24 protein-coding genes are annotated in these 21,542 nt (G+C 46.1%); 22 read left to right on the forward strand and 2 right to left on the reverse strand.

Annotated features, from left to right (window positions below):
• Positions 1-76: 76 nt before the first annotated feature.
• From BLQ59_RS02695 to BLQ59_RS02725, 7 genes are all read left to right on the forward strand, one after another.
• Positions 77-1,369 carry a lipopolysaccharide biosynthesis protein gene (locus BLQ59_RS02695; protein ID WP_143005262.1) on the forward strand — a complete coding sequence of 431 codons (1,293 nt, stop codon included), beginning with the start codon at positions 77-79 and terminating at the stop codon, positions 1,367-1,369.
• A gap of 129 nt (positions 1,370-1,498) precedes the next feature.
• Positions 1,499-2,281, forward strand: coding sequence for a glucose-1-phosphate cytidylyltransferase (gene rfbF, locus BLQ59_RS02700; RefSeq protein ID WP_074571392.1), 783 nt, complete (start codon positions 1,499-1,501; stop codon positions 2,279-2,281).
• Complete coding sequence (gene rfbG, locus BLQ59_RS02705; RefSeq protein ID WP_074571393.1) at positions 2,278-3,348, forward strand: CDP-glucose 4,6-dehydratase; 1,071 nt, start codon at positions 2,278-2,280, stop codon at positions 3,346-3,348. Before rfbF ends, rfbG begins: the two co-directional genes overlap by 4 nt.
• Positions 3,345-4,670 carry a lipopolysaccharide biosynthesis protein RfbH gene (rfbH, locus tag BLQ59_RS02710; RefSeq protein ID WP_074571394.1) on the forward strand — a complete coding sequence of 442 codons (1,326 nt, stop codon included), beginning with the start codon at positions 3,345-3,347 and terminating at the stop codon, positions 4,668-4,670. Before rfbG ends, rfbH begins: the two co-directional genes overlap by 4 nt.
• Entirely contained in the window at positions 4,670-5,542 is an 873-nt protein-coding gene (locus tag BLQ59_RS02715; protein WP_074571395.1) for an NAD-dependent epimerase/dehydratase family protein, read from the forward strand. Before rfbH ends, BLQ59_RS02715 begins: the two co-directional genes overlap by 1 nt.
• Positions 5,539-6,567, forward strand: a complete 1,029-nt coding sequence (locus BLQ59_RS02720; RefSeq protein WP_074571396.1) for a GDP-mannose 4,6-dehydratase — start codon at positions 5,539-5,541, stop codon at positions 6,565-6,567. Before BLQ59_RS02715 ends, BLQ59_RS02720 begins: the two co-directional genes overlap by 4 nt.
• A complete protein-coding gene (locus BLQ59_RS02725) occupies positions 6,564-7,505 on the forward strand; it encodes a glycosyltransferase family 2 protein (protein WP_081342420.1) in 942 nt (313 codons plus the stop codon). The genes BLQ59_RS02720 and BLQ59_RS02725 overlap by 4 nt, the downstream gene beginning before the upstream one ends.
• A 24-nt stretch (positions 7,506-7,529) precedes the next feature.
• On the opposite strand, the gene vapC is transcribed toward BLQ59_RS02725, so the two are convergent.
• Both vapC and vapB read right to left on the reverse strand, forming a co-directional pair.
• Positions 7,530-7,952, reverse strand: coding sequence for a type II toxin-antitoxin system tRNA(fMet)-specific endonuclease VapC (gene vapC, locus BLQ59_RS02730; RefSeq protein ID WP_074571397.1), 423 nt, complete (start codon positions 7,950-7,952; stop codon positions 7,530-7,532).
• Positions 7,952-8,188 (reverse strand): type II toxin-antitoxin system antitoxin VapB, encoded by a 237-nt coding sequence (gene vapB, locus BLQ59_RS02735; protein WP_074571398.1) that lies wholly within the window; start codon positions 8,186-8,188, stop codon positions 7,952-7,954. Before vapB ends, vapC begins: the two co-directional genes overlap by 1 nt.
• An 81-nt stretch (positions 8,189-8,269) precedes the next feature.
• On the opposite strand from vapB, the gene BLQ59_RS02740 reads away from it, so the two are divergent.
• From BLQ59_RS02740 to BLQ59_RS02805, 15 genes are all read left to right on the forward strand, one after another.
• Positions 8,270-9,577, forward strand: coding sequence for a sugar phosphate nucleotidyltransferase (locus BLQ59_RS02740; RefSeq protein ID WP_074571399.1), 1,308 nt, complete (start codon positions 8,270-8,272; stop codon positions 9,575-9,577).
• Positions 9,578-9,589: 12 nt separating this feature from the next.
• A complete protein-coding gene (locus BLQ59_RS16130) occupies positions 9,590-9,730 on the forward strand; it encodes an NAD(P)-binding protein (RefSeq protein WP_218122860.1) in 141 nt (46 codons plus the stop codon).
• The gene (locus tag BLQ59_RS02745; RefSeq protein WP_218122861.1) at positions 9,721-10,806 is read left to right on the forward strand and encodes an FAD-dependent oxidoreductase; all 1,086 of its coding nucleotides are present in this window, start codon (positions 9,721-9,723) and stop codon (positions 10,804-10,806) included. The genes BLQ59_RS16130 and BLQ59_RS02745 overlap by 10 nt, the downstream gene beginning before the upstream one ends.
• Positions 10,803-11,813, forward strand: a complete 1,011-nt coding sequence (locus BLQ59_RS02750; RefSeq protein WP_074571401.1) for a hypothetical protein — start codon at positions 10,803-10,805, stop codon at positions 11,811-11,813. The genes BLQ59_RS02745 and BLQ59_RS02750 overlap by 4 nt, the downstream gene beginning before the upstream one ends.
• Positions 11,810-12,754, forward strand: coding sequence for a GDP-L-fucose synthase family protein (locus tag BLQ59_RS02755; RefSeq protein ID WP_074571402.1), 945 nt, complete (start codon positions 11,810-11,812; stop codon positions 12,752-12,754). Before BLQ59_RS02750 ends, BLQ59_RS02755 begins: the two co-directional genes overlap by 4 nt.
• A gap of 19 nt (positions 12,755-12,773) precedes the next feature.
• On the forward strand, positions 12,774-14,129 hold the full coding sequence (locus BLQ59_RS02760; protein ID WP_074571403.1) for a phosphohexomutase domain-containing protein: 1,356 nt from the start codon (positions 12,774-12,776) through the stop codon (positions 14,127-14,129).
• Positions 14,130-14,330: 201 nt separating this feature from the next.
• Positions 14,331-15,185 (forward strand): diaminopimelate epimerase, encoded by an 855-nt coding sequence (gene dapF / locus BLQ59_RS02765; RefSeq protein ID WP_074571404.1) that lies wholly within the window; start codon positions 14,331-14,333, stop codon positions 15,183-15,185.
• Positions 15,179-16,054 (forward strand): YicC/YloC family endoribonuclease, encoded by an 876-nt coding sequence (locus BLQ59_RS02770; RefSeq protein WP_074571405.1) that lies wholly within the window; start codon positions 15,179-15,181, stop codon positions 16,052-16,054. Before dapF ends, BLQ59_RS02770 begins: the two co-directional genes overlap by 7 nt.
• Positions 16,055-16,067: 13 nt before the next feature.
• Positions 16,068-16,352, forward strand: a complete 285-nt coding sequence (remA, locus tag BLQ59_RS02775) for an extracellular matrix/biofilm regulator RemA (RefSeq protein WP_074571406.1) — start codon at positions 16,068-16,070, stop codon at positions 16,350-16,352.
• On the forward strand, positions 16,353-16,955 hold the full coding sequence (gmk, locus tag BLQ59_RS02780) for a guanylate kinase (RefSeq protein ID WP_074571407.1): 603 nt from the start codon (positions 16,353-16,355) through the stop codon (positions 16,953-16,955).
• A complete protein-coding gene (gene rpoZ, locus BLQ59_RS02785; RefSeq protein WP_173437244.1) occupies positions 16,955-17,191 on the forward strand; it encodes a DNA-directed RNA polymerase subunit omega in 237 nt (78 codons plus the stop codon). The genes gmk and rpoZ overlap by 1 nt, the downstream gene beginning before the upstream one ends.
• A 1-nt stretch (position 17,192) precedes the next feature.
• A complete protein-coding gene (gene coaBC / locus BLQ59_RS02790; RefSeq protein WP_074571408.1) occupies positions 17,193-18,392 on the forward strand; it encodes a bifunctional phosphopantothenoylcysteine decarboxylase/phosphopantothenate--cysteine ligase CoaBC in 1,200 nt (399 codons plus the stop codon).
• A 17-nt stretch (positions 18,393-18,409) separates the two neighbouring features.
• Entirely contained in the window at positions 18,410-18,727 is a 318-nt protein-coding gene (locus BLQ59_RS02795) for a hypothetical protein (protein WP_074571409.1), read from the forward strand.
• Positions 18,728-18,842: 115 nt separating this feature from the next.
• A complete protein-coding gene (locus tag BLQ59_RS02800; RefSeq protein WP_074571410.1) occupies positions 18,843-19,745 on the forward strand; it encodes a metal ABC transporter substrate-binding protein in 903 nt (300 codons plus the stop codon).
• Positions 19,746-20,011: 266 nt separating this feature from the next.
• A complete protein-coding gene (locus BLQ59_RS02805; RefSeq protein ID WP_074571411.1) occupies positions 20,012-21,514 on the forward strand; it encodes an acetyl-CoA hydrolase/transferase family protein in 1,503 nt (500 codons plus the stop codon).
• Positions 21,515-21,542: the final 28 nt, after the last annotated feature.

Consider the following 21,542-nt stretch of genomic DNA (forward strand, 5'->3'; position numbering starts at 1 on the left):
CTCCTTGTTCAGCGTACATATCTATGTTTTAACATATTTTGGGTGAAAATGGGAAAAGAATTGATGGTGGTGATCAGTGATTGATAGTCGAAGCAGGAATGTAAAAAAAAATATAGCATGGTCTTTTGTATTGAAGGCTGTAAGTGTAGGTTTGTCCTTCTTAGTGTTGCCGTTGACGGTCAATTACTTGACAGCGGTAGAGTATGGCGTTTGGGTGACGTTGTTTTCCGTGATGAACTGGGTGAATATGCTGGATATGGGTATTGGCTTAGGATTTCGGAATAGACTGGCAGAGGCGGTTGCTAAACAGGATATTTCACTTGTAAGATGCTATATGTCAGCGGGTATTTTCTCTTTAAGCGGTATTGGCTTATTATTGTTGATATTGTTTTTGATAGGAATAAATTTTGTTGATTTTCAAGCTGTATTTAATAGTCGGGAAATCAGTGAAGCTGATTTATATACAGCTACGCTTTATACAGGAATCTTTGTTATTGCTACCTTTGTGTTATCAGTAATCAATCAGATTTACTATGCATATCAGCAGGCCGCTAAAACAGGTTTTATTAATATTGTACATAATATGTTGATGTTAATATGCATATATTATTTAACGTTACAAGCAGAACATAAGCTCGTATACTTTGTTTTTTGTTTTGGTATAGCTTCATTGTCATCAAGAGTATTGTTCCTGGGAGATTTTTTTGCTCGAAATCGTAATGTTTGGCCATGCTTATCTTTGGTGAAAATAAGTTATATAAAAAATATAACTGGTATTGGTGTGCAATTTTTTGTTATTCAACTGGCAGTAATATGCTTATTTTCTTCATCTAATATACTCATAACGCAGCGACTGGGGCCGGAACATGTACTGGCATATGATATTGTGTTCAAGATATTTAGTATAGTAACTATGATTCATGGTATTATCTGTGCGCCATTATGGAATGCCTATACAGAAGCATATGTGAAAAAAGATTTTATTTGGTTGCGGCAGACGATAAAACGAATGATAAAGCTCATGGTACCAATTGGTGCGATGTGTGTGGCGCTTATATTGCTAAATGAATGGCTTATTGCCGTATGGATACGGAAAAATGTAGAAATTCCTTCATGTTTGGCACTTTCAGCAGGATTGTTTGCTTTTATCAGCTGCCTCAATAATGTATTCGCGATATTTCTAAATGGTGTGAATAGAATCAGATTGCAGATGTATCTAAGTATTATATCCGCCATGGTAGTTATTCCTTTGGCATGGTGGCTGATGGGGGTTATGGATGTTACAGGGATGATGTTGGCAATAGTTATTTGTATGTCTGTAGGTACTTTGCCTCTAGGGATGCAAGTTAGAAATATTTTGCGAGGTTGATTAATCGTGAAAAAGTTGACTATATTTGTACCAACGTATAATACCGTCTGATTTGCAAGCAGACTTGTTGTTAGATATGCAGCAAAGAACAAGTGTTTGGACGAAAAATTAATTTTAGGGGGAAGAAGATTGAAAGTTGTATTACTTGCTGGTGGATTTGGCACAAGAATCAGCGAAGAATCACAGTTCAAGCCAAAACCAATGATTGAAATTGGTGGCAAACCAATGCTTTGGCATATCATGAAGGAATATCTGCATTATGGTTTTGATGAATTCATCATTTGTGCAGGCTACAAGCAGGAGTATATCAAGAATTACTTTGCGCATTATTTCCTGCAGGCTAGTGATATTTCCTTTGATTTTCGCGTGGAAGGGGAGCGGGAACATCGGGGGATTATTGCTACGGCATTTGAACCTTGGAAGGTGACGGTGGTGGACACTGGACTGGATTCCTTGACGGGCTGGCGTATCAAGCAGGTGCAGGATTATATCGGAGATGAACCCTTTCTGATGACCTATGGGGATGGTGTCTGCGATGTCGATTTGAAAGCACTGGTGGAGTTCCATAAATCTCATGGTAAGGCTTGCACGTTGACCGCAGTAAAACCGGAAGGGCGTTTTGGCATCTTGGATTTGAATGGCAATAATGTACAGTCTTTTCGGGAAAAGAGCCGGGATGATGTGGGGTACATCAATGGCGGTTATATGGTGTTGGAACCGAAGGTCTTTGATTACATCACCTCCAATGTGATGTTCGAGCGTGATCCCATGGAGCATCTGGCTGATGATGGTGAGATTATGGCCTTTAAGCACAAAGGATTCTGGCAGTGCATGGACACGCTGCGGGATAAGCAGAAATTGGAAGAGATGTGGCTGGCGGGCAAAGCTCCCTGGAAAGTGTGGCAGGAATGAAGTTAAATCCAGAATTCTATCAAGGAAAAAAGGTATTAGTTACCGGCCATACAGGCTTCAAGGGCATGTGGCTGTGCAAGATGCTCTCCATGTTTGGGGCCAAAGTGACAGGGTATGCTTTGTCTTCGCCAACAGAAGAAGGCGGGAAGGTTTTCCGTGAGGCCGGAGTTGAAGCGGCTATTCATTCTGTTATTGGCGATATCCGTGACTGGGCGCATCTGGCCAAGGTTTTTGCCGAAGCGCAGCCGGAAATCGTATTGCATCTGGCAGCCCAGCCTTTGGTCATCAAAAGTTATGAAGAACCAGCACTGACCTATGAAACCAACGTGATGGGCACGGTCAATGTGCTGGAATGCGTGCGTCAGACAGAAAGTGTCAGGTCATTCCTCAATGTCACCACGGATAAGGTTTATGAAAATAAGGAATGGTCTTGGGGATACCGGGAAAATGAACCTTTGGACGGTTACGATCCTTATTCCAATAGCAAGAGTTGTTCGGAGTTGGTGACGCACAGTTATAAAAAGAGCTTCTTTGCGGATGGGCGTTGCGCGATATCTACCGCAAGGGCAGGCAATGTGATTGGTGGTGGAGATTTCTCTGAAAACCGCATTGTACCGGACTGTATCAGGGCGGCCTATGTGAGGCAGAAAATTGAAGTGCGCAATCCCTATTCTACCCGGCCTTATCAGCATGTGCTGGAGCCGTTGCATGCATATCTTTTGATTGCGCAGGCGCAATATGAAGATGGTAAATATGCGGATTGGTACAATGTCGGCCCGGATGAGTGCGATTGCGTGACCACTGGAGAACTGACGGATATCTTCTGCCGTCAGTGGGGCGAGGGGCTGACTTGGGAAAATGTCAGCGTGGAAGGCCCCCATGAGGCCAATTTTCTCAAGCTGGATTGTTCCAAGATAAAAAGCCGCCTTCATTGGCAGCCGCGCTGGCATATTGAAGATGCCCTACGGGAGACCGTGACCTGGGCAAAAGCATGGCAGCAGGGCGAAGATATCGCCAAGGTAATGGAAATGCAGATCAATGAATTTTTAGGAGAGAATCAGCAATGAATAAACAGGAAATGCATGACAAGATCCTCGCTATGGTGCGGGAATACTGCGATACTTACCATAATCAGGAGGGAGCGTATAAGGAAGGCAATCGCATTCCCTATGCTTCCCGTGTCTATGACCATGAGGATATGGAAAACCTCGTGGACAGCGCATTGGAGTTCTGGCTTACGTCCGGCCGCTATGTGAATGAGTTTGAAAAGGGGCTGGCAGAGTATCTGGGCACGAAGTTCGTGTCTGTGGTGAACTCTGGTTCCTCGGCCAATCTGCTGGCTTTTATGACGCTGACTTCACCGCTGTTGAAAGAGCGCCGTATCCGTCGTGGTGATGAGGTCATTACGGTAGCCGCAGGTTTCCCCACTACGGTTTCACCGATTATTAACTACGGTGCAGTGCCGGTGTTCGTGGATGTGACCATTCCCCAGTACAACATTGATGTGACCAAGCTGGAGGCAGCCCTGTCCGAAAAGACGAAGGCGGTCATGATTGCCCATACCTTAGGCAATCCTTTTGATCTGAAAGCTGTCAAGGATTTCTGCGATAAGCACAATCTCTGGCTGGTGGAGGATAACTGTGATGCGTTGGGCTCCCTCTATACCATTGATGGCGAAGAAAAATTCACGGGCAGCATCGGTGATATCGGTACTTCCAGCTTCTATCCGCCCCATCATATGACCATGGGACAGGGCGGTGCCGTCTATACGAAGAATCCGCTGCTCCACAAGATTATCCGTTCCATGCGCGACTGGGGCCGGGATTGTGTCTGCGCATCCGGTCAGGACAACTTCTGCGGTCACCGCTTTGACGGTCAGTATGGGGAACTGCCGAAAGGTTATGACCATAAATATGTCTATTCTCATTTCGGCCTGAACCTCAATATCACGGATATGCAGGCAGCCGTAGGGGTGTCCCAGCTGAAGAAGTTCCCGAAATTCGTGGAACGCCGCCGTTATAACTTTGACCGCCTGTATAAGGGTCTGCAGGAAGTCAGTGACAAACTGATTCTGCCGGAGCCGGCAGCAAACAGCAAGCCCAGCTGGTTCGGCTTTATGATGACCTGCAACGGCGTAGACCGCAAAAAGGTCGTGCCCTATATCGAAAGCAAGGGCGTACAGACCAGAATGTTGTTCGCCGGGAATCTCATCAAGCATCCGTGCTTTGACGAAATGCGCGCCAGTGGCGAGGGATATCGTGTGGTTGGCAGCCTCGAAAATACGGATCGCATTATGAACGATACCTTCTGGGTGGGTGTGTATCCCGGCATGACGGATGAAAAGCTGGATTACATGATTAAGGTCATTAAAGAAGCGGTGCAGCAGTAATGAAGAAATGTTTTTTGGTAACAGGAGCGACAGGCTTTTTGGGCAGTCATGTTGTGAAAAAATTAGTGGCAGAAGGGCAGAATGTTGTCCTTTTAAAACGCAGTTTTTCCAATATCAGTCGCTTGGCATCTGTGATGAAAAATGTCAAAAGCTACGATATTGACAAATTGGATGATTTTGCCCAGGTGTTTGATGACCAGCATATCGATGTAATAATCCATACGGCAACCTGCTATGGGCGGCAGGGGGAGGCTGTGGAGCAGATATACGATGTGAATCTGCATTTTCCATTGAAATTGCTGGAACTGGCTTTGCGCTTTAATACTGATACTTTCTTTAATACTGATACTATTTTATCGAAATACCTTAATTGGTATGCACTATCCAAGAAACAATTTTCCGAAATCGGCCAGCAGTTTGCTGGCCAGGGCAAGATAAATTTCATCGATGCCAAACTGGAGCATATGTATGGCGAAGATGATGCCAATACCAAATTTGTAACTTATGTAATAGAAAAGTTGCAGGAAAATATTGACGAGTTGAAGCTGACAAAGGGCGAACAATGTCGTGACTTCATTTATGTCGATGATGTGGTGGAGGCCTATTGGAAAATCTTGTGTAATCAAAATGAGGATAAAAAGTATCAGCAATACGAAGTGGGAACGGGCAAAGCCGTCAGTATCAAAGAATTAGTAACGCTAGCTAAATCCATAACCAAAAGCCAGACAAGATTGGCTTTTGGTGCTGTGCCTTATCGGGAAAATGAAATCATGGACTCAAAGGCAAATATCGAGTCTTTGCAGAAATTGGGCTGGCAGCCACGAATGGATTTGGAAGCAGGTATCAGAAAAATAGTGGGGGCAGGAAAATGAAATTGCAGAAACTCTTGATTAATGGCGGTTGTGGATTTTTGGGAAGCAACCTGGCGCAGCATGCCTTGAAATCCGGTATTGAATTGGTGGTCTTTGATAATCTCAGCCGCTTGGGTGCTGCAGATAATCTGAAATGGCTGCAGGCACAGGGGGATTTCAATTTTATCAATGGTGATGTGCGCAATGCCAATGATGTGGAAAATGTTATCCGCAATGAAAAGCCGGATGCTGTGTTCCATGTGGCTGGGCAGGTGGCCATGACCACATCTATTGCCAATCCCCGCAAGGATTTTGAGATCAATGCTTTGGGCACATTCAATGTGTTGGATAGCATTCGCAAATATTCTCCGGATACCTGTATGCTCTTTTCCTCTACGAACAAGGTCTATGGCGATTTGGAACAATATCACTACACGGAAACAGATACCCGCTATGTTTGTGATGAATTTCCTGACGGCTATGACGAAAGCGTACCATTGGAATTTCATTCGCCCTATGGCTGCTCCAAGGGAACCGCCGACCAGTACATGCAGGATTTTGCCCGGATTTTCGGCCTGAAGACCTTGGTGTTCCGTCATTCCTCCATGTATGGTGGCCGTCAGTTTGCCACCTATGATCAGGGATGGATTGGCTGGTTCTGCCAGAAAGCTATTGAAACCAAGCGGGGCGAATTAAAAGAGCCGTTCACTATTTCCGGTGATGGCAAGCAGGTCCGGGATGTACTGCATGCAGAAGACATGGTACGTCTGTACTTTGCCGGCGTGGAGCATATGGAAGAAGCCGCAGGGAAAGTTTGCAATATCGGCGGCGGTATGGATAACAGCCTGTCCCTGCTGGAACTTTTCGCCCTGCTGGAAAAAGAGCTGGATGTGAAGCTGAATTATAAGAAACTGCCTTGGCGGGAAAGCGACCAGAAGGTATTCGTGGCAGATACGGCAAAAGCTCAGTCATTGCTAAACTGGAAACCTCAAGTATCCAAGGAAGACGGCATTCGTAAGATGCTGGATTGGGTGAAGTCTTTATGAGTTATATGACAGAAAAGCCTTTGGTCAGTATTCTGATTCCTGTGTATAATCGTGAGGATTTAATCAGGCCGTGTATTGAATCGGCTTTGGAGCAAACTTATGAGAACACAGAAATAATCGTAGTAGATAATAAAAGTACGGATAATACGTGGAACGTAGTCAAGGAATATGCGAGAAATTATCCTAAAGTCAAGGCTTTTCAGAATGAAGAAAATATTGGTCCAGTGCGTAATTGGCTCAGTTGCATGAATCATGCTACAGGCAAGTTGGGAAAAATACTGTTTTCTGATGATTTGATGTATGAAACCTATTTGGAAAAGACAGTGCCTTTGCTAACTGATAATGTAAGTCTAGTTTTTTCTATGGTCGAAATTGGGGAGGGGCGTGGACAGGGTAATGTTAGTTATCGATATAAAGAACGGACTTGCCGAATAGAAAGTAGAGAATTTTTAAGGGATTCTCTGTTGAGCAAATTGGGACTGGTTTCTCCAGGAGCGGCACTATTCAGATTATCAGATCTACGCAAAAATTTGCGCTACGGAGATAATGTTATTCCCTCGCCAACGATTTATGATTTTGATCGTCATGGTGCTGGGCCGGATTTATGGTTGTATTTGGCTGCCGCTGGTCAATATGATCAAGTGGCATATGTCGATGAAGTGCTTTGCCTGTTTCGAGCACATCCTGGATCGATATCGATTATGGATTCCAAACTGCAATATTTAGACAAGTGTTATTTTCAGGCTAGGATCGCATATTGTGAAGAACGGATGCCAGAAATGACTGAAGCAGTGTTATGCCGAAGATGGATGAAGGATTTGAAGAAAACTAAAAAAATAATATCATTTCGTAAATGGGCAAATAGTTATGTACAAAATGGTATGCAATATGAAGTTTCTGTCTCATTAGTGATTAAGTCATTAATTGAATGGATGTAAAGAAAATGTTTTTGCAAATAAAAATTATTGTAAAGACTTATTGATCTGTTCTGTTGCCCAATCTTCTACGTTTAAACCTTTTACACGTTTGAATTCACGTGTATTGTTGGTTACCAGTGTCATGTTCAAAGCTTTTGCATGGGCGGCTATTTGTGTATCAAGCGGACCGATGGGCGTTCCTTTTGTCTCCAGGTCAGCACGGACGATGCCATACTCATAGGCGGCAAGTTCGTCAAAGGGCATGATGTTTATGGCAGATAGGAACAGGGTGAGAGCAAGTCTGTTACGAGCCTTTGCCTGACTCTTCTCTACGCCGTGGCACAGTTCAGCGTAGGTGATGGATGAAATGCAGATTTCAGAAGGTTTATGGGACTGTAATTTGGCTAATACCTTCTCTGGACGTTTTTTTATGGCGAATATGCAAATATTGGTATCGAGCATATACATTAAAGTACATCCCTTTCCTGCTCTGAAACAGTATTGCGACCATCAGCCATAAAGTCCTCACTGAATAGGTCAAGGCTGGTAAGTAACATGTTCCAGCTATCTTCCTGTGATTTTGGGAAGAGCATCACGACATCTCCGACTTTGTGGGTGAGGACCTCGGTGTCGTTGAAACGATACTCTTTGGGCAGACGCACAGCCTGACTTCTCCCGTTCTGAAAAATTTTTGCAGTAAGCATAAAAATCACCTCTTTGATATAAGTATATATCAAAGTATATACCTGGTCAAATTCTTTATATTTATGTATAGGAGTGATTCTTTGCATATCGTGTTATTATCCGGTGGTTCTGGCAAACGTCTGTGGCCGCTATCGAATGACATTCGCTCGAAGCAGTTTATTCCGTTGTTTCCCCAGGTGGATGGGGCGTATATCTCTATGGCCCAGCGGGTTTTCCGGCAGATTCGTAAGGTTGATAGACAAGCGGATATCACGGTGGCGACTTCAAAGTCTCAGGTGTCCACGCTGAAAAATCAGCTGGGCGATCAGGTGGATATTTCCGTGGAACCCTGCCGTCGGGATACGTTTCCGGCTATTGTGCTTGTCAGTGCCTATCTGCATGATGTAAAAGGTGTGGGGCTGGATGAAGCAGTGGCGGTCTGCCCGGTTGACCCCTATGTGTCCACGGATTATTACAAGGCAGTCGCGCATCTGACGGAACTTGCTGCTAAGGGCACGGCTGATTTGATGCTGATGGGCATTGAACCAACTTATGCGAGCGAAAAATATGGTTATATTATGCCGACCTCCAAGGATGAAATTAGCAAGGTGGCTTCGTTTAAGGAGAAACCTACGGAAGCTAAAGCGGCAGAGTATATCGAAAAGGGTGCTCTTTGGAACAGCGGTGTCTTTGCATACCGCCTGGGTTATGTGCTGGAAAAAGCCCATGAACTCCTGGATTTCAAGGGCTATGAGGATTTATACGCGAATTACGGCAATCTGACTAAAATCAGCTTTGACTATGCCGTGGTGGAGAAGGAACAGAGCATTGGCGTTCTGCGTTATGCCGGCGAATGGAAAGATTTGGGCACCTGGAATACACTGACGGAAATCATGCATGCGCCATCTATTGGTGACGTGACCATGGATGATAATTGTGTTGATACCCATGTGGTCAATGAAATGGATGTGCCTATCCTCGTGATGGGGGCGAAAAACCTAGTCGTTGCGGCAAGCCCTGAGGGAATTTTGGTAGCTGATAAAGATGCGTCCAGTCATATCAAGCCCTATGTTGAGAATCTCACCCAGCCGGTGCGTTTTGCCGAAAAATCTTGGGGCAGCTTCCAGATTATTGATGTGGAAGCTGACAGCCTGACCATCAAGGTTACATTAAATGCAGGGCACGGTATGAATTATCATAGCCATACACTTCGCAATGAAATTTGGAATGTTGTTAGTGGTGAAGGGAAAGTCCTACTTGATGATAGGGAACAGGTGGTTAAGGCTGGCGACATTGTTGAATTGCCTGCGGGGTGTAAACATAAGATAACGGCAGATACCTGCATGACTATTATTGAGGTTCAGATGGGCGAAGCTATTAAGAAGTCAGATAAGATCAAATGGGAGTAAAAGGCATAAATTATGGATAAAGTAAAATACCTTATTTTGGGGGCAGGGCCAGCAGGATTGACTTTTGCGAATAAGATAAAGAATCATACCGATGATTTTATTGTTTTAGAAAAAGAATCCACGGGGGGGGGTTATGTCGTTCTGTGGATGTAGATGGTGCACCTTTCGATATTGGTGGAGGACATTTTTTAGATGTTAGAAGACCAAATGTGAATGAATTTCTTTTCCAATTTATGCCTGAGGATGAATGGAACCTTTTTAGTAGAAAGACTACATTACATGTCAATGGCAATGTAATTGGCCAACCAATAGAGGCTAATATATGGCAGATGAGGCTTGAAGACCAAGTGGATTACCTAAAATCAATAGCTATTGCTGGCTGCAATCTTGACGAACCTATGCCAACGCGTTTTGTAGATTGGATTTATTGGAAATTAGGAAAAAGGATAGCCGACGATTATATGATTCCCTACAACAAAAAAATGTTTGGTAAGAATCTTAATAAATTAGGTACTTATTGGTTGGAAAAACTTCCTAATGTTAGTTTTGAGGAAACCTTACTATCGTGTTTAACAAAAAAAGCTTATGGTAAAGATCCTGGTCATACGCAATTCTATTATCCTAAAAAGAGTGGGTATGGTGAATTATGGTTAAGAATGGCAGAAGCGATAAAAGATAGGGTTCAGTATAATAGCACAGTAAAAAGTATTAATTTTGAAAATCATACAGTTACTACGAGCGGGGGGAATGTATATAAATCGGATTTTATTATTACAACTATCCCTTGGATGGAGTTTAGCGAACTTTCCGGTATGCCAGACGATATAAAGGATGGTATTAACGAATTAGAATATAGTTCAATACAAACAAAGTATTATCCTGAAAGATTAAATACTGATTCTCAATGGGTGTATTTTCCAGATTTAAAATTACCATATCATCGTATCTTAGTAAGACATAATTTTGCTCCGAATAGTAAAGGATACTGGACAGAAACTAATTGTGAACGTATAAATGAAAAAGATGAAAGCCAGTATTTTTCGTATACAAATAAATATGCATACCCTTTAAACACTATAACAAAGCCTGTGATAATGAAAAAATTATTAACCTGGTGTAGAGAACATGATGTATATGGTCTGGGACGATGGGGGGAGCATTCACATTATAATTCAGATGTTACGGTAGATTTAGCTATGAGACTTTCTGAGGAGTTGATAGATAGATGAAACTAAAAATTTTGTCAGAAAGGGCATATCAAAAATGGCCTTCATGGCATGTAGTATATGAATGGGAAGACATCATTGCGGAAAAAGCCAATATACCGATTGTCAATTATTCTAATGATATAGGAACTAGGATTCATAGTTTTTTTAGACGATTATGTAAAAAGTTTTACAAAAAATGGATGCCTGAATACAAATTCAATTTGAGCTGTGAATGTTATATTATGTTTATAATGAATGCTGCTTCATATCATATATTACCTACAAATAATATTATTCCTATATTTTTGGACTTTCCAATTAATATGATAGATGACATTACACGAGTAACTAAAGGATTGCCAGTTTTTTTTGTAACATGTAAGGATATATATAATATTTTATCAAGTAATGGCGTGAAGAATGTTCGTTACATGCCTTTGTCAATATCTGATAAACATGTTCAAAGTGATGTACCTAAAAAAACTATCGATGTGATTCAATTTGGACGAAAAAATAATGTTCTACATGATTATATGCTGAAATATTGCAAAGAAAGACCTAATGTTGAATATATTTACCAAACGGATAATGGTACATTGACCTATATATCGACCACGAGAGGCATAATAGGTAAGTTTGATAGTCGTGATGAATATTTTGATTTGATAAAATCTAGCAAGATTAGTTTAGTTTCAACGCCTGGTTTTGATAACTCTCGAACTGCAGATTTTGGTAATATTGATTTTGTCACGCCACGTTTTTATGAAAGCGCTGCGTCTTTTTGTCACATGATTGGTAGATATACAAGTAATGATGAAACAACAGATTTGCGATTAAGTGATGTGTGTCCAAATGTAAGTAGCTATAGCGAATTTGCAAATCTAGTAGATGCATATTTAAGCGAAGATTATGATTGGCATATACAACGGGAGTTTGTAAACAGTAATCTTACGAGTCTACGTGCGGAATATATAATTAATGAGATTGAAAAGGCAGTTTATAATAATGAAGAGGCGCAAAAATCATGATGGAAAAAAATGCAAAAATCTATGTGGCAGGCCACAGAGGTATGGTTGGTTCAGCCATTGTACGGGAACTGAAGCGTCAGGGTTATACCAATATCATCACCCGCACGCATAAGGAATTGGATTTAATTGACCAGGTGGCTGTAAATACGTTCTTTGTCGAGGAAAAGCCAGAGTATGTATTCCTGGCAGCGGCAAAGGTCGGCGGCATCGTGGCCAACAGTGAAGCCTTAGCAGATTTTATGTATGACAATATGATGCTGGAGATGAATGTGATCCATGCGGCTTGGCAAAATGGCTGCAAGAAGCTGGAGTTCCTGGGGTCTAGCTGTATCTATCCCCGTTTGGCTCCTCAGCCCATGAAGGAAACCTGCCTGCTGACTTCGGAACTGGAGAAAACCAATGAGGCTTATGCCTTAGCCAAGATATCTGGCTTGAAATACTGCGAGTTCCTGAATAAGCAGTATGGCACGGATTACATCTCTGTGATGCCCACCAATCTTTATGGGCCGAATGATAACTACCATCCTACTCACAGCCATGTACTGCCGGCTCTTATCCGACGCTTCCATGAAGCGAAGGAACAGGGCTTGACTAAAGTAACTTGCTGGGGGGATGGATCGCCTTTGCGTGAATTCCTGTATGTAGATGATTTGGCCAATCTCTGCGTGTTCTTGATGAACAACTACAGTGGCGATGAAACTGTCAATGCAGGTACGGGGAAAGAACTCACCATTAAGGATCTTACTGAACTGGTGGCAGAGGTTATCGGCTACGAAGGCGAAATAGCCTGGGATACCAGCAAGCCCAACGGCACCCCCCGCAAGCTTCTTGATGTGTCCAAGGTGGAAAAATTAGGCTGGACCTACAAGACGGAGTTAAAGGATGGCATTAAGCTGGCTTATGAGGATTTCTTGAATAATCCCATGCGGGCAGAGCGTTGACAAGGTAAGGAATGAACTAATGAGTTATTGCACAGAGGCCTTTGGTGCCTATGATATCCGGGGAATTTATCCGGAAACGATAAATGAAGATATTGCCTATCGCATTGGCAGATTTTTTACTGGCCTGTTCGGGGCGAAGAAAGTGGTTGTCGGCAATGATATCCGTTTGTCTGGCACCACGCTGAAGGAGGCTTTAATTAAGGGCCTTACGGAGTCTGGCTGTGATGTGCTGGATATCGGCCAGTGCGGCACAGAGATGATTTACTTTACCACGGCTTATCTGAAGTTAGACGGTGGTGTTATGATTACCGCCAGCCATAATCCGAAAGAATACAATGGCATGAAGTTTGTGCGGCAGGCAGCCAGACCGATTTCCGGAGATAACGGCTTGCGGGATTTGGAGGCAAAGGTAGCTGAGAGTGAGTTGCCGGCTATGGCTGATAATGTTGGCAAAGTGGAAAAGCTGGATATCACTGAAGATTATGTCAAGCATATCCTGTCCTATGTGGATGTATCCCGGTTGAAGCCCTTGAAGGTAGTGGTCAATGCCGGCAATGGTGCGGCAGGGCCAATCCTTGATGTGATGGAAAAGTACTTGCCCTTTGAACTGGTAAAGGTACATCACGAGCCGGATGGGAATTTCCCTAATGGCGTACCGAATCCGCTGCTACCGGAGAATCGTGAGGCTACGGCCAAGGCTGTGCGCGAATCCGGTGCCGATGTAGGCGTAGCCTGGGATGGAGACTTTGACCGCTGCTTTATGTTTGACGAGCAGGGAAATTTCATCGAGGGCTATTATATGGTAGGTTTCCTCGCGCAGGCTTTCCTGCAGAAGCGGCCGGGCGAGAAGATTATCTACGATCCGCGCCTGACCTGGAACACCGAGGAACTGGTGGAAGAAAATGGTGGCATCCCCGTGATTTCCAAGAGCGGTCATGCTTTTATCAAGGAAAAGATGCGCAAGGTTAATGCTATCTATGGCGGCGAGATGAGTGCGCATCACTATTTCCGTGATTTTTCCTACTGTGACAGCGGCATGATTCCCTGGCTGCTGGTACTGGAACTGCTGTCCAAGGCGAATGGTAAAAGGCTGTCGGAATTGATGGAAGAACGTATGGATAAGTATCCCTGCTCTGGTGAAATCAACAGCAAGGTCAGGGATGCCGATGAAGTATTGGCAAGGATGGAAGCAGAGTATGGTCCGCAGGGGCATGTTACGAAAATCGATGGCTTGACCGTAGAATTGGCTGATTGGCGCTTTAATCTGCGCCAGTCCAATACGGAGCCGGTCATCCGGCTGAATGTGGAGACCAGGCAGGACAGCTGTTTGCTGCAGGATAAAACGGCGGAGTTATTGGCGAAAATCCGCAGCTGACGGGTTAAAGTTTATATGGTTGAATCGGTGTTGTGATCAGGAGGAGGTTTTGTAATAGCCTCCTCCTGATCCATTGTACGGAAATGTGAAAATTGCTCAATTGATTCGAGAAAGTGTGAATTTGCGAGAAAAACCTTGAAAATTTACGAAAATGCAGGTATTATAATAAAGATATCGAAATAGGTAGGAGGCATAGTGTTCATGAAGAATTTTACGAAATGGCAAGGCTGCGGCAATGATTTCGTGCTGCTTGATTGCTTGCAGGAAGATATTCAGGATTATGCAGCTTTAGCCCGCAAGGTCTGTGACCGTCACTATGGTGTGGGGGCAGATGGGATTTTAGTAGTGCTTCCTTCTGATAAAGCGGATTTCCGCATGCGGATTTTCAATACCGATGGCAGTGAGGCCGAGATGTGCGGCAATGGCATCCGTTGCTTTGCCCGCTATCTCTATGACTTTGGTCTGACGAAGAAGACCAGCTTTACGGTGGAAACCGGGGCAGGGATTCTTGTTCCGGAGATTGTGCTGGCAGATGGTCAGGTCAGGGGCGTCAAGGTGGATATGGGTGAGCCGCATCTCTTGGGTGAGGAGATTCCTGTCGTCGGGTTTGACGGTCAGAAAGTCATCAATCAGGTCATGACTGTCGAGGATCAGGAATATCACTTCACGGCTGTATCCATGGGCAATCCCCACTGCGTGATTTTCGTAGATGATGCGGAGCATTTTCCCATTTACGAGCTGGGACACAAGTTTGAGACGCATGAGCTGTTCCCGCGTAAGACCAATACGGAATTCGTAGAGGTCAAAGACCGGAAGCATGTACGCATGCGTGTCTGGGAACGCGGTGCTGCTGTGACACTGGCCTGTGGTACGGGCTCCTGCGCTACGGTGGTGGCTGGTATCCTCAATGACAAGCTGGACCGCGAGGCCGAAGTGGAATTGGATGGCGGCAAGCTGCTGATCCATTGGGCGGATAACAATCACGTCTTCATGACGGGGCCGGCAGAATTGGTATTCAGCGGTGAACTGGCAGATTGTGAGGCGGCGTCATGTTAAAAAGTATGACGGGGTTTGGCGCAACTGTCCTGGAAACAGATGACTACAAGGTGACGGTGGAAATCAAAGCCGTCAATCAGCGCTTTTTGGAGCTGAATTTCCATATGCCGCGGCAGTTGGGACAGTGGGAAGAAAACTTGCGACAGCTGGTTCGTCAGACTGCGGCCCGGGGAAAAGTGGATCTCTTCATTAACTATGCAGATAAGCGGGAGTCCAAAAGCTCCATCCGGGTAGATAAGGGCTTGGCGCTGGCTTATCAGTCTGCTTTGAATGAACTCAGTGATACCCTGCATCTTCCGCGTCCGGATAGTGCGGCTTTGTTTGCCGGTTTTCCAGATGTCCTGCAGGTAGAGCAGACCACGGAATTGGATGGCTTCCAGCCTGTCCTGGAAGAAGCTATGGGAAAGGCGCTGGCGGCCTTTGATACGATGCGTCAGCGTGAAGGTGCACATATCGCTCAGGATTTCGAGCACCGTCTGACCAAATTGGAGACTATGCGTCAGCAGGTTATCGAACTGGCACCGTCCATCGTGGCGGAACGGCGCCAGCATCTGCAGGAAGTGCTTGCAGATGCTTTGGCCGGCAAGGATTTTGACGAAACCCGAGTGATTCAGGAGACCGCGCTCTTTGCGGACCGGGTGAATTACACGGAAGAGGTCGTACGGCTGGAAAGCCATATTGCCCAGTTCCGTCAGATCATGGCCGCAGACGAGCCAGTGGGCAGGAAACTGGATTTCCTGATCCAGGAATTCAACAGGGAAACGAACACCATTGGCTCCAAGGCCAATAGCAAGGACGTCGCGCAGCTGGTGGTGGATATGAAGAGCGAGATCGAGAAGATTCGCGAGCAGGTGCAAAATATCGAGTAAAGGGGAGATACTGATGGATATCAAACTCATCAATATCGGCTTTGGTAATATTGTATCGGCCAACCGCATTGTGGCCATTGTCAGTCCTGAGTCTGCACCAATCAAGCGGATCATTCAGGAAGCCCGGGATGGGGAACGGCTTATTGACGCTACTTATGGGCGCAGGACAAGAGCTGTCCTGATCATGGACAGCGACCATGTCATTCTTTCTGCGGTGCAGCCGGAAACGGTAGCACATCGGGTGGAGGATGACGATGAAGATGTAAAGACGGAGAAAGAGAAAGAAGACGAAGAATAAATGAACAAAGGATTATTGATCGTGGTTTCCGGACCTTCGGGAACGGGCAAGGGAACTGTGTGCAGTGAGCTGCTGACGCAGGCCCAGGATCTTGCTTACTCCATTTCTGCTACTACGCGTCAGCCGCGTGCAGGTGAGGTAGATGGCAAGAACTACTATTTCATGGATAAGGCGGATTTTGAAAAGAAGATTGCAGAGGGCGGCTTCTTGGAATATGCCAATGTATATGGCAATTACTACGGCACCCCGTTGGCTAAAATCGAGGAGCGTCTGAGCGAGGGAGCAGATATCCTGCTCGAAATCGATACCCAGGGGGCGCTCAATGTCATGAAAAAGTGCCCGGATGGGCTCTTTATCTTCCTGGTGCCGCCTTCCATCGCTGAGCTGGAGCGCCGTATTCGTGGCCGCGGCTCGGAGACGGAAGAATCCCTGAAAAAGCGTATGGGTTCGGCCCGCAAGGAAATCGAAGATGGCAAGAAATACGGTTATGTGGTAGTCAACGATACGGTCAAAAACGCGGTCAGCCGCATTTTGGCAATTCGCACTGCTGAACATTGCCGTGTAGATAAAAATCAGAACATATTTGAGGAGTTGGCAGAGTAATGAAAGTAATGAGCAAACCGGAAATGAGCATGGTGAACCCGTCTACGGATAAATTGATGTCCCGCGTGGACAGCCGTTATGGTCTGGTCGTATGCGCTTCCAAGCGTGCACGCCAGCTGGTGGATGGCGAAGAACTCAAGGAAATCGAGATGAAATCCACCAAGGATGTAACCAATGCATTAGAAGAAATCGCAGAAGGCAAGATTGCCTACAAGATTTCCAAGGCTGACCTGTAAGATGGGCGCCTTAGAGAGCAAGAAAATTGTTTTGGGCGTGACGGGAGGCATTGCCGCTTATAAGGCGGTGGAGATTGCCTCCCGTCTCCGCAAAGCAGGGGCAGAAGTCCATGTGATCATGACAAAAGAGGCCACGCAGTTTGTCACAGAGCTGACCTTCCGGGAAATCACAGGACAGCCTGTATCCGTGGATATGTGGGGCAAGGTGGCCAATTTCAATGTGGAACATATCGCACTGGCAAATCTGGCGGATCTTGTGCTGATTGCTCCGGCTACGGCCAATATCATGGCCAAGATTGCGGCGGGGATTGCCGATGATATGCTGAGCACGACAGTTCTGGCAACCAAGGCACCAGTGATGCTGGCCCCCGCTATGAATACCAATATGTATGAAAACCCCATCACCCAGCGGAATATGTCCGAACTCAGGCAGCGGGGCATGCAGCTGATTGAGCCGGCTGCCGGGCATCTGGCCTGTGGCATTGAAGGCAAGGGTCGGCTGCCGGAACCTGTAACCATTGTGCAGGAAGTCATGGACTTTATGACTGGCGAGCAGCCTTTGAAGAGCCGGAAAATCATCATTACGGCGGCCGGGACCATTGAGCCCTTAGATCCTGTGCGCTTTTTGGGCAATCATTCCACGGGCAAGATGGGCTATGCTATCGCAGCCGAAGCTGCTCGACAAGGTGCAGACGTATTATTGGTGTCCGGCCCCAGCGCTTTGCCGAACCCGGCAGGCGTGCGTATGAAACGGATTCAGACTGCCCGGGAGATGCAGGCCGCTGTAGAGGCGGAATATGCCCAGGCTGATGCTGTCATCATGTCGGCGGCAGTGGCCGATTATCGTCCGAAGACCGTGGCGGCAGAAAAGATCAAGAAGAGCGATGATGAGCTGGTGTTGCATCTGGAGCGCAATCCGGATATCTTATGGGGATTGGGACAGCAGAAGCAGCAACAGGTTCTCGTGGGCTTTGCGGCGGAGACCTGTAATGTGGAGGAGTATGCCAAGAAGAAGCTGACGAAAAAGAATCTGGACTTTATCGTGGCTAATGATGTTTCAGCCAAGGATGCGGGCTTTGCCGTGGACAATAACCGCGTTCAGCTCTATTTCCGCGATGGCCGCACCGAAAAATACCCATTGATGGCAAAATCTGAATTAGCCAAGGTCATATTGGACAAGCTGGCAGCAATCCTGCCCTGACCAAAAGGAGGCGCACTATGCCTAAGGTTACCCGTGAAGATATTCCCAATTGGTTCCAGCGTAAGACTGGTTTTAATGTCGATGTGGAAGAACTGAAGAAAGCGGCGGAACTTGACCGCATAGCCTGCGCTGATGAACCCATGAAGATGATGCGCGACCTATGGGGCATCACGCCCCGGGATTGTGAAAAGCTTTTGGGAGCGCCCAGCCGCACGGTGGAGATGTGGTTTCACAAGGATGCTTCCCGGCCGCCCTCCTGGGTGGTGCGCCTCATCGTGGAGAAGTGCGCAGAACTCCATGAACGGAGGCTGCAGCGAGAGAAGAAGCGGCGCTGAATACATATGAACAGATATACAACTGATAATCTTACTCAATTAACTTGACAGATTAGGCAAAGACATGTAAAATGAGGCCTGTTCTCATTTCACAGTTTATTTCTCAAAGAGAGGAGTGCTTAGTTTGAAGAAGTTCATGAGTATATTGTCAGTTGTTTTTTTATGTCTGGCAATGGTTGGCTGTGGCAGCCAGGCTGGGCAGGATAAGAAGGAATTTACGATTGTCACATCTTTTTATCCCATGTACATTGATGTACTGAACATCACCAGGGGCGTAGAAGGGGTAAAGGTGGTCAATATGACCAAGCCGCAGACGGGCTGCTTGCATGATTACCAGCTGACCACAGAAGATATGAAGACGCTGGAGAGTGCAGACGTGTTCGTGGTCAACGGTGCGGGCATGGAGAGTTTCTTGGATAAAGCTGCCAAGCAGAATCCGAAGATGAAGACCATTGAGGCATCCAATTACAAGGATATCAATCTGCTCAAGGATGGGGATGAAGAAAATCCACATGTCTGGTTGTCGGTTACCTATGCGATTGCGCAGGTCAAGGCCATCACAGCTGGTCTGTGCGAAGCTGATCCGCAGCATAAGGAGCAATACCGCCAGAATGCCTTGGATTACTGCATGAAGCTTGAGGCGTTGAAAAAGGAAATGCATGAGAACTTAGATGATCTGTCGCATAAGGATATCGTCACGTTCCATGAGGCTTTCCCGTATCTGGCGAAGGAATTCAAGCTGAATATTGTCAGTGTTATCGAAAGAGAACCTGGCACGGAGCCTACGCCCCAGGAATTGGAAGATACGATCAAACAGGTAAACAGCCTGTCTTCCAAGGTGCTCTTTACGGAGCCGCAGTATTCGCCGGCAGCTGCCGAAACCATTGCCCGGGAAACCGGGGCAACGATCTACCAGCTTGATCCGGTGGTAACGGGAGAAGCAGATGAAGGTGCTCTTGATGCCTATATTGATACGATGAAAAAGAACATGGCCGTATTGAAGGAAGCACTGAAGTAAAGATAAATTTTCATAAATAATAGGAAATCGTCGTCAAATCAATCTTGACGGCGATTTCTTTTCGTGCTAACATAAGTCGTGGGACATAATTACTACATAGTAGTACGATAATCTATGATTATAATTCATAATACCTATAACCTGATGTTATCATTGATGGTAAAAAGGGAATCATAGTTATGGTTTATTGGTGGCGATTGGTCCATGTTATTAAAATCTGTTGCCGGAATCGAAAATGAGTCGGCACTGATGAGGGAGGATTTTTCATGATTGATATTCTCGACCGCGTGCGCAACAAAGAGTTGCAGAGCAAGATTGTCACGGCGGAAGAAGCAGCAGCTTTTTTCAAAGAAGGCATGAATGTTGCAACCAGTGGTTTCACAGCTTCGGCATATCCGAAAGCTATTCCACTGGCACTGGCTGAACGGATGAAGAAGGAACCGTTCACCATCAACCTCTGGACGGGGGCTTCCACAGGCCCGGAGCTGGATGAGGCTTTGGCCAAAGTCCATGGTATCAAGAAGCGTTTACCCTACCAGACGGATAAGGACCTGCGCAATGAGATCAACGACGGTTCTGTAGATTATCTGGACCTGCATCTTTCCGAATCAGCCCAGCTCAGCCGTTGCGGCTATCTTGGCAAGGTGGATGTGGCCGTGGTAGAGGCCTGCGCCATTACGGAAGAGGGCAATATCATACCGACGACTTCCCTGGGCAACGCTGCTTCCTACGTGCAGAGCGCCGATACGGTCATCGTGGAAGTCAATACTTCCCAGCCGCTGGAACTTGAGGGCATGCACGATGTGTATATCCCGATGGACCCGCCAAACCGCTTGCCGATTCCTATCGTCAAGGCAACGGACCGTGTAGGTACTTCTTACATTCCCTGCACGCCGGACAAGATCAAATACATCGTACCTTGCGATATCCCGGACCATACGCGTCCACTCAAGGCCATCGACGATGATTCCCGCAAGATGAGCCAGTTCACGCTGGACTTCCTCAAGAAGGAAGTGGAAGCTGGCCGCATGCCGAAGAACCTGCTGCCGCTGCAGTCTGGTGTCGGCAACGTAGCCAACGCTGTTATGGCCGGTTTCGTGGATTCGGACCTCAAGGACCTGACGGTTTACACCGAAGTCATCCAGGATGGCATGCTCGACCTCATCGATGCCGGCAAGCTCCTGATTGCTTCTGGTACGGCCTTCAGCCCGTCGCCGGAAGGCATGGCCCGTTTCTATAAGGATGTAGCTAAGTATAAGAAATACCTGCTGCTGCGTCCGGAAGAGATTTCCAACAGCCCGGAGGTTGTGCATCGTCTCGGCGTTATCGCCATGAACACGGCCATCGAAGTGGATATCTACGGCAATGTAAACTCCACGCATATCACGGGTACCAAAATGATGAATGGTATCGGTGGCAGCGGTGACTTTGCCCGCAATGCTTACCTGACCATCTTCTACACGCCGTCTGTTGCCAAAGACGGCAAGATTTCCGCCGTTGTGCCGATGTGCTCCCATATCGACCATACGGAACATGATGTGGATATCATCATCACGGAACAGGGTATTGCCGATCTCCGTGGCAAGGCTCCGCGTGAGCGTGCCCTCGAAATCATCAATAACTGCGCCCATCCGGACTATCGTCCGATCCTGCTGGATTACTTTGAGAGAGCAACCGAAGCAACCCATCATGCCAACACGCCGCATATCCTCGAAGAGGCCCTGTCCTTCCATGAGCGGTTCGTGGCTACGGGCAGCATGAAAAAATAAGGTAGACTATATAAAATAAAAACAGAAC

It is taken from the genome of Pseudoselenomonas ruminantium, assembly GCF_900104055.1.
Lineage (GTDB): Bacteria > Bacillota > Negativicutes > Selenomonadales > Selenomonadaceae > Selenomonas_A > Selenomonas_A ruminantium_C.

Coding starts and splice junctions, on each gene's coding strand:
- rfbG (WP_074571393.1), top strand. CDS start 2,278: ATGAAGTTAAATCCAGAATTCTATCAAGGAAAAAAGGTATTAGTTACC.
- rfbH (WP_074571394.1), top strand. CDS start 3,345: ATGAATAAACAGGAAATGCATGACAAGATCCTCGCTATGGTGCGGGAA.
- BLQ59_RS02715 (WP_074571395.1), top strand. CDS start 4,670: ATGAAGAAATGTTTTTTGGTAACAGGAGCGACAGGCTTTTTGGGCAGT.
- BLQ59_RS02720 (WP_074571396.1), top strand. CDS start 5,539: ATGAAATTGCAGAAACTCTTGATTAATGGCGGTTGTGGATTTTTGGGA.
- BLQ59_RS02725 (WP_081342420.1), top strand. CDS start 6,564: ATGAGTTATATGACAGAAAAGCCTTTGGTCAGTATTCTGATTCCTGTG.
- vapC (WP_074571397.1), bottom strand. CDS start 7,952: ATGTATATGCTCGATACCAATATTTGCATATTCGCCATAAAAAAACGT.
- vapB (WP_074571398.1), bottom strand. CDS start 8,188: ATGCTTACTGCAAAAATTTTTCAGAACGGGAGAAGTCAGGCTGTGCGT.
- BLQ59_RS16130 (WP_218122860.1), top strand. CDS start 9,590: ATGGATAAAGTAAAATACCTTATTTTGGGGGCAGGGCCAGCAGGATTG.
- BLQ59_RS02750 (WP_074571401.1), top strand. CDS start 10,803: ATGAAACTAAAAATTTTGTCAGAAAGGGCATATCAAAAATGGCCTTCA.
- BLQ59_RS02755 (WP_074571402.1), top strand. CDS start 11,810: ATGATGGAAAAAAATGCAAAAATCTATGTGGCAGGCCACAGAGGTATG.
- BLQ59_RS02760 (WP_074571403.1), top strand. CDS start 12,774: ATGAGTTATTGCACAGAGGCCTTTGGTGCCTATGATATCCGGGGAATT.
- dapF (WP_074571404.1), top strand. CDS start 14,331: ATGAAGAATTTTACGAAATGGCAAGGCTGCGGCAATGATTTCGTGCTG.
- BLQ59_RS02770 (WP_074571405.1), top strand. CDS start 15,179: ATGTTAAAAAGTATGACGGGGTTTGGCGCAACTGTCCTGGAAACAGAT.
- remA (WP_074571406.1), top strand. CDS start 16,068: ATGGATATCAAACTCATCAATATCGGCTTTGGTAATATTGTATCGGCC.
- gmk (WP_074571407.1), top strand. CDS start 16,353: ATGAACAAAGGATTATTGATCGTGGTTTCCGGACCTTCGGGAACGGGC.
- rpoZ (WP_173437244.1), top strand. CDS start 16,955: ATGAAAGTAATGAGCAAACCGGAAATGAGCATGGTGAACCCGTCTACG.
- coaBC (WP_074571408.1), top strand. CDS start 17,193: ATGGGCGCCTTAGAGAGCAAGAAAATTGTTTTGGGCGTGACGGGAGGC.
- BLQ59_RS02795 (WP_074571409.1), top strand. CDS start 18,410: ATGCCTAAGGTTACCCGTGAAGATATTCCCAATTGGTTCCAGCGTAAG.
- BLQ59_RS02805 (WP_074571411.1), top strand. CDS start 20,012: ATGATTGATATTCTCGACCGCGTGCGCAACAAAGAGTTGCAGAGCAAG.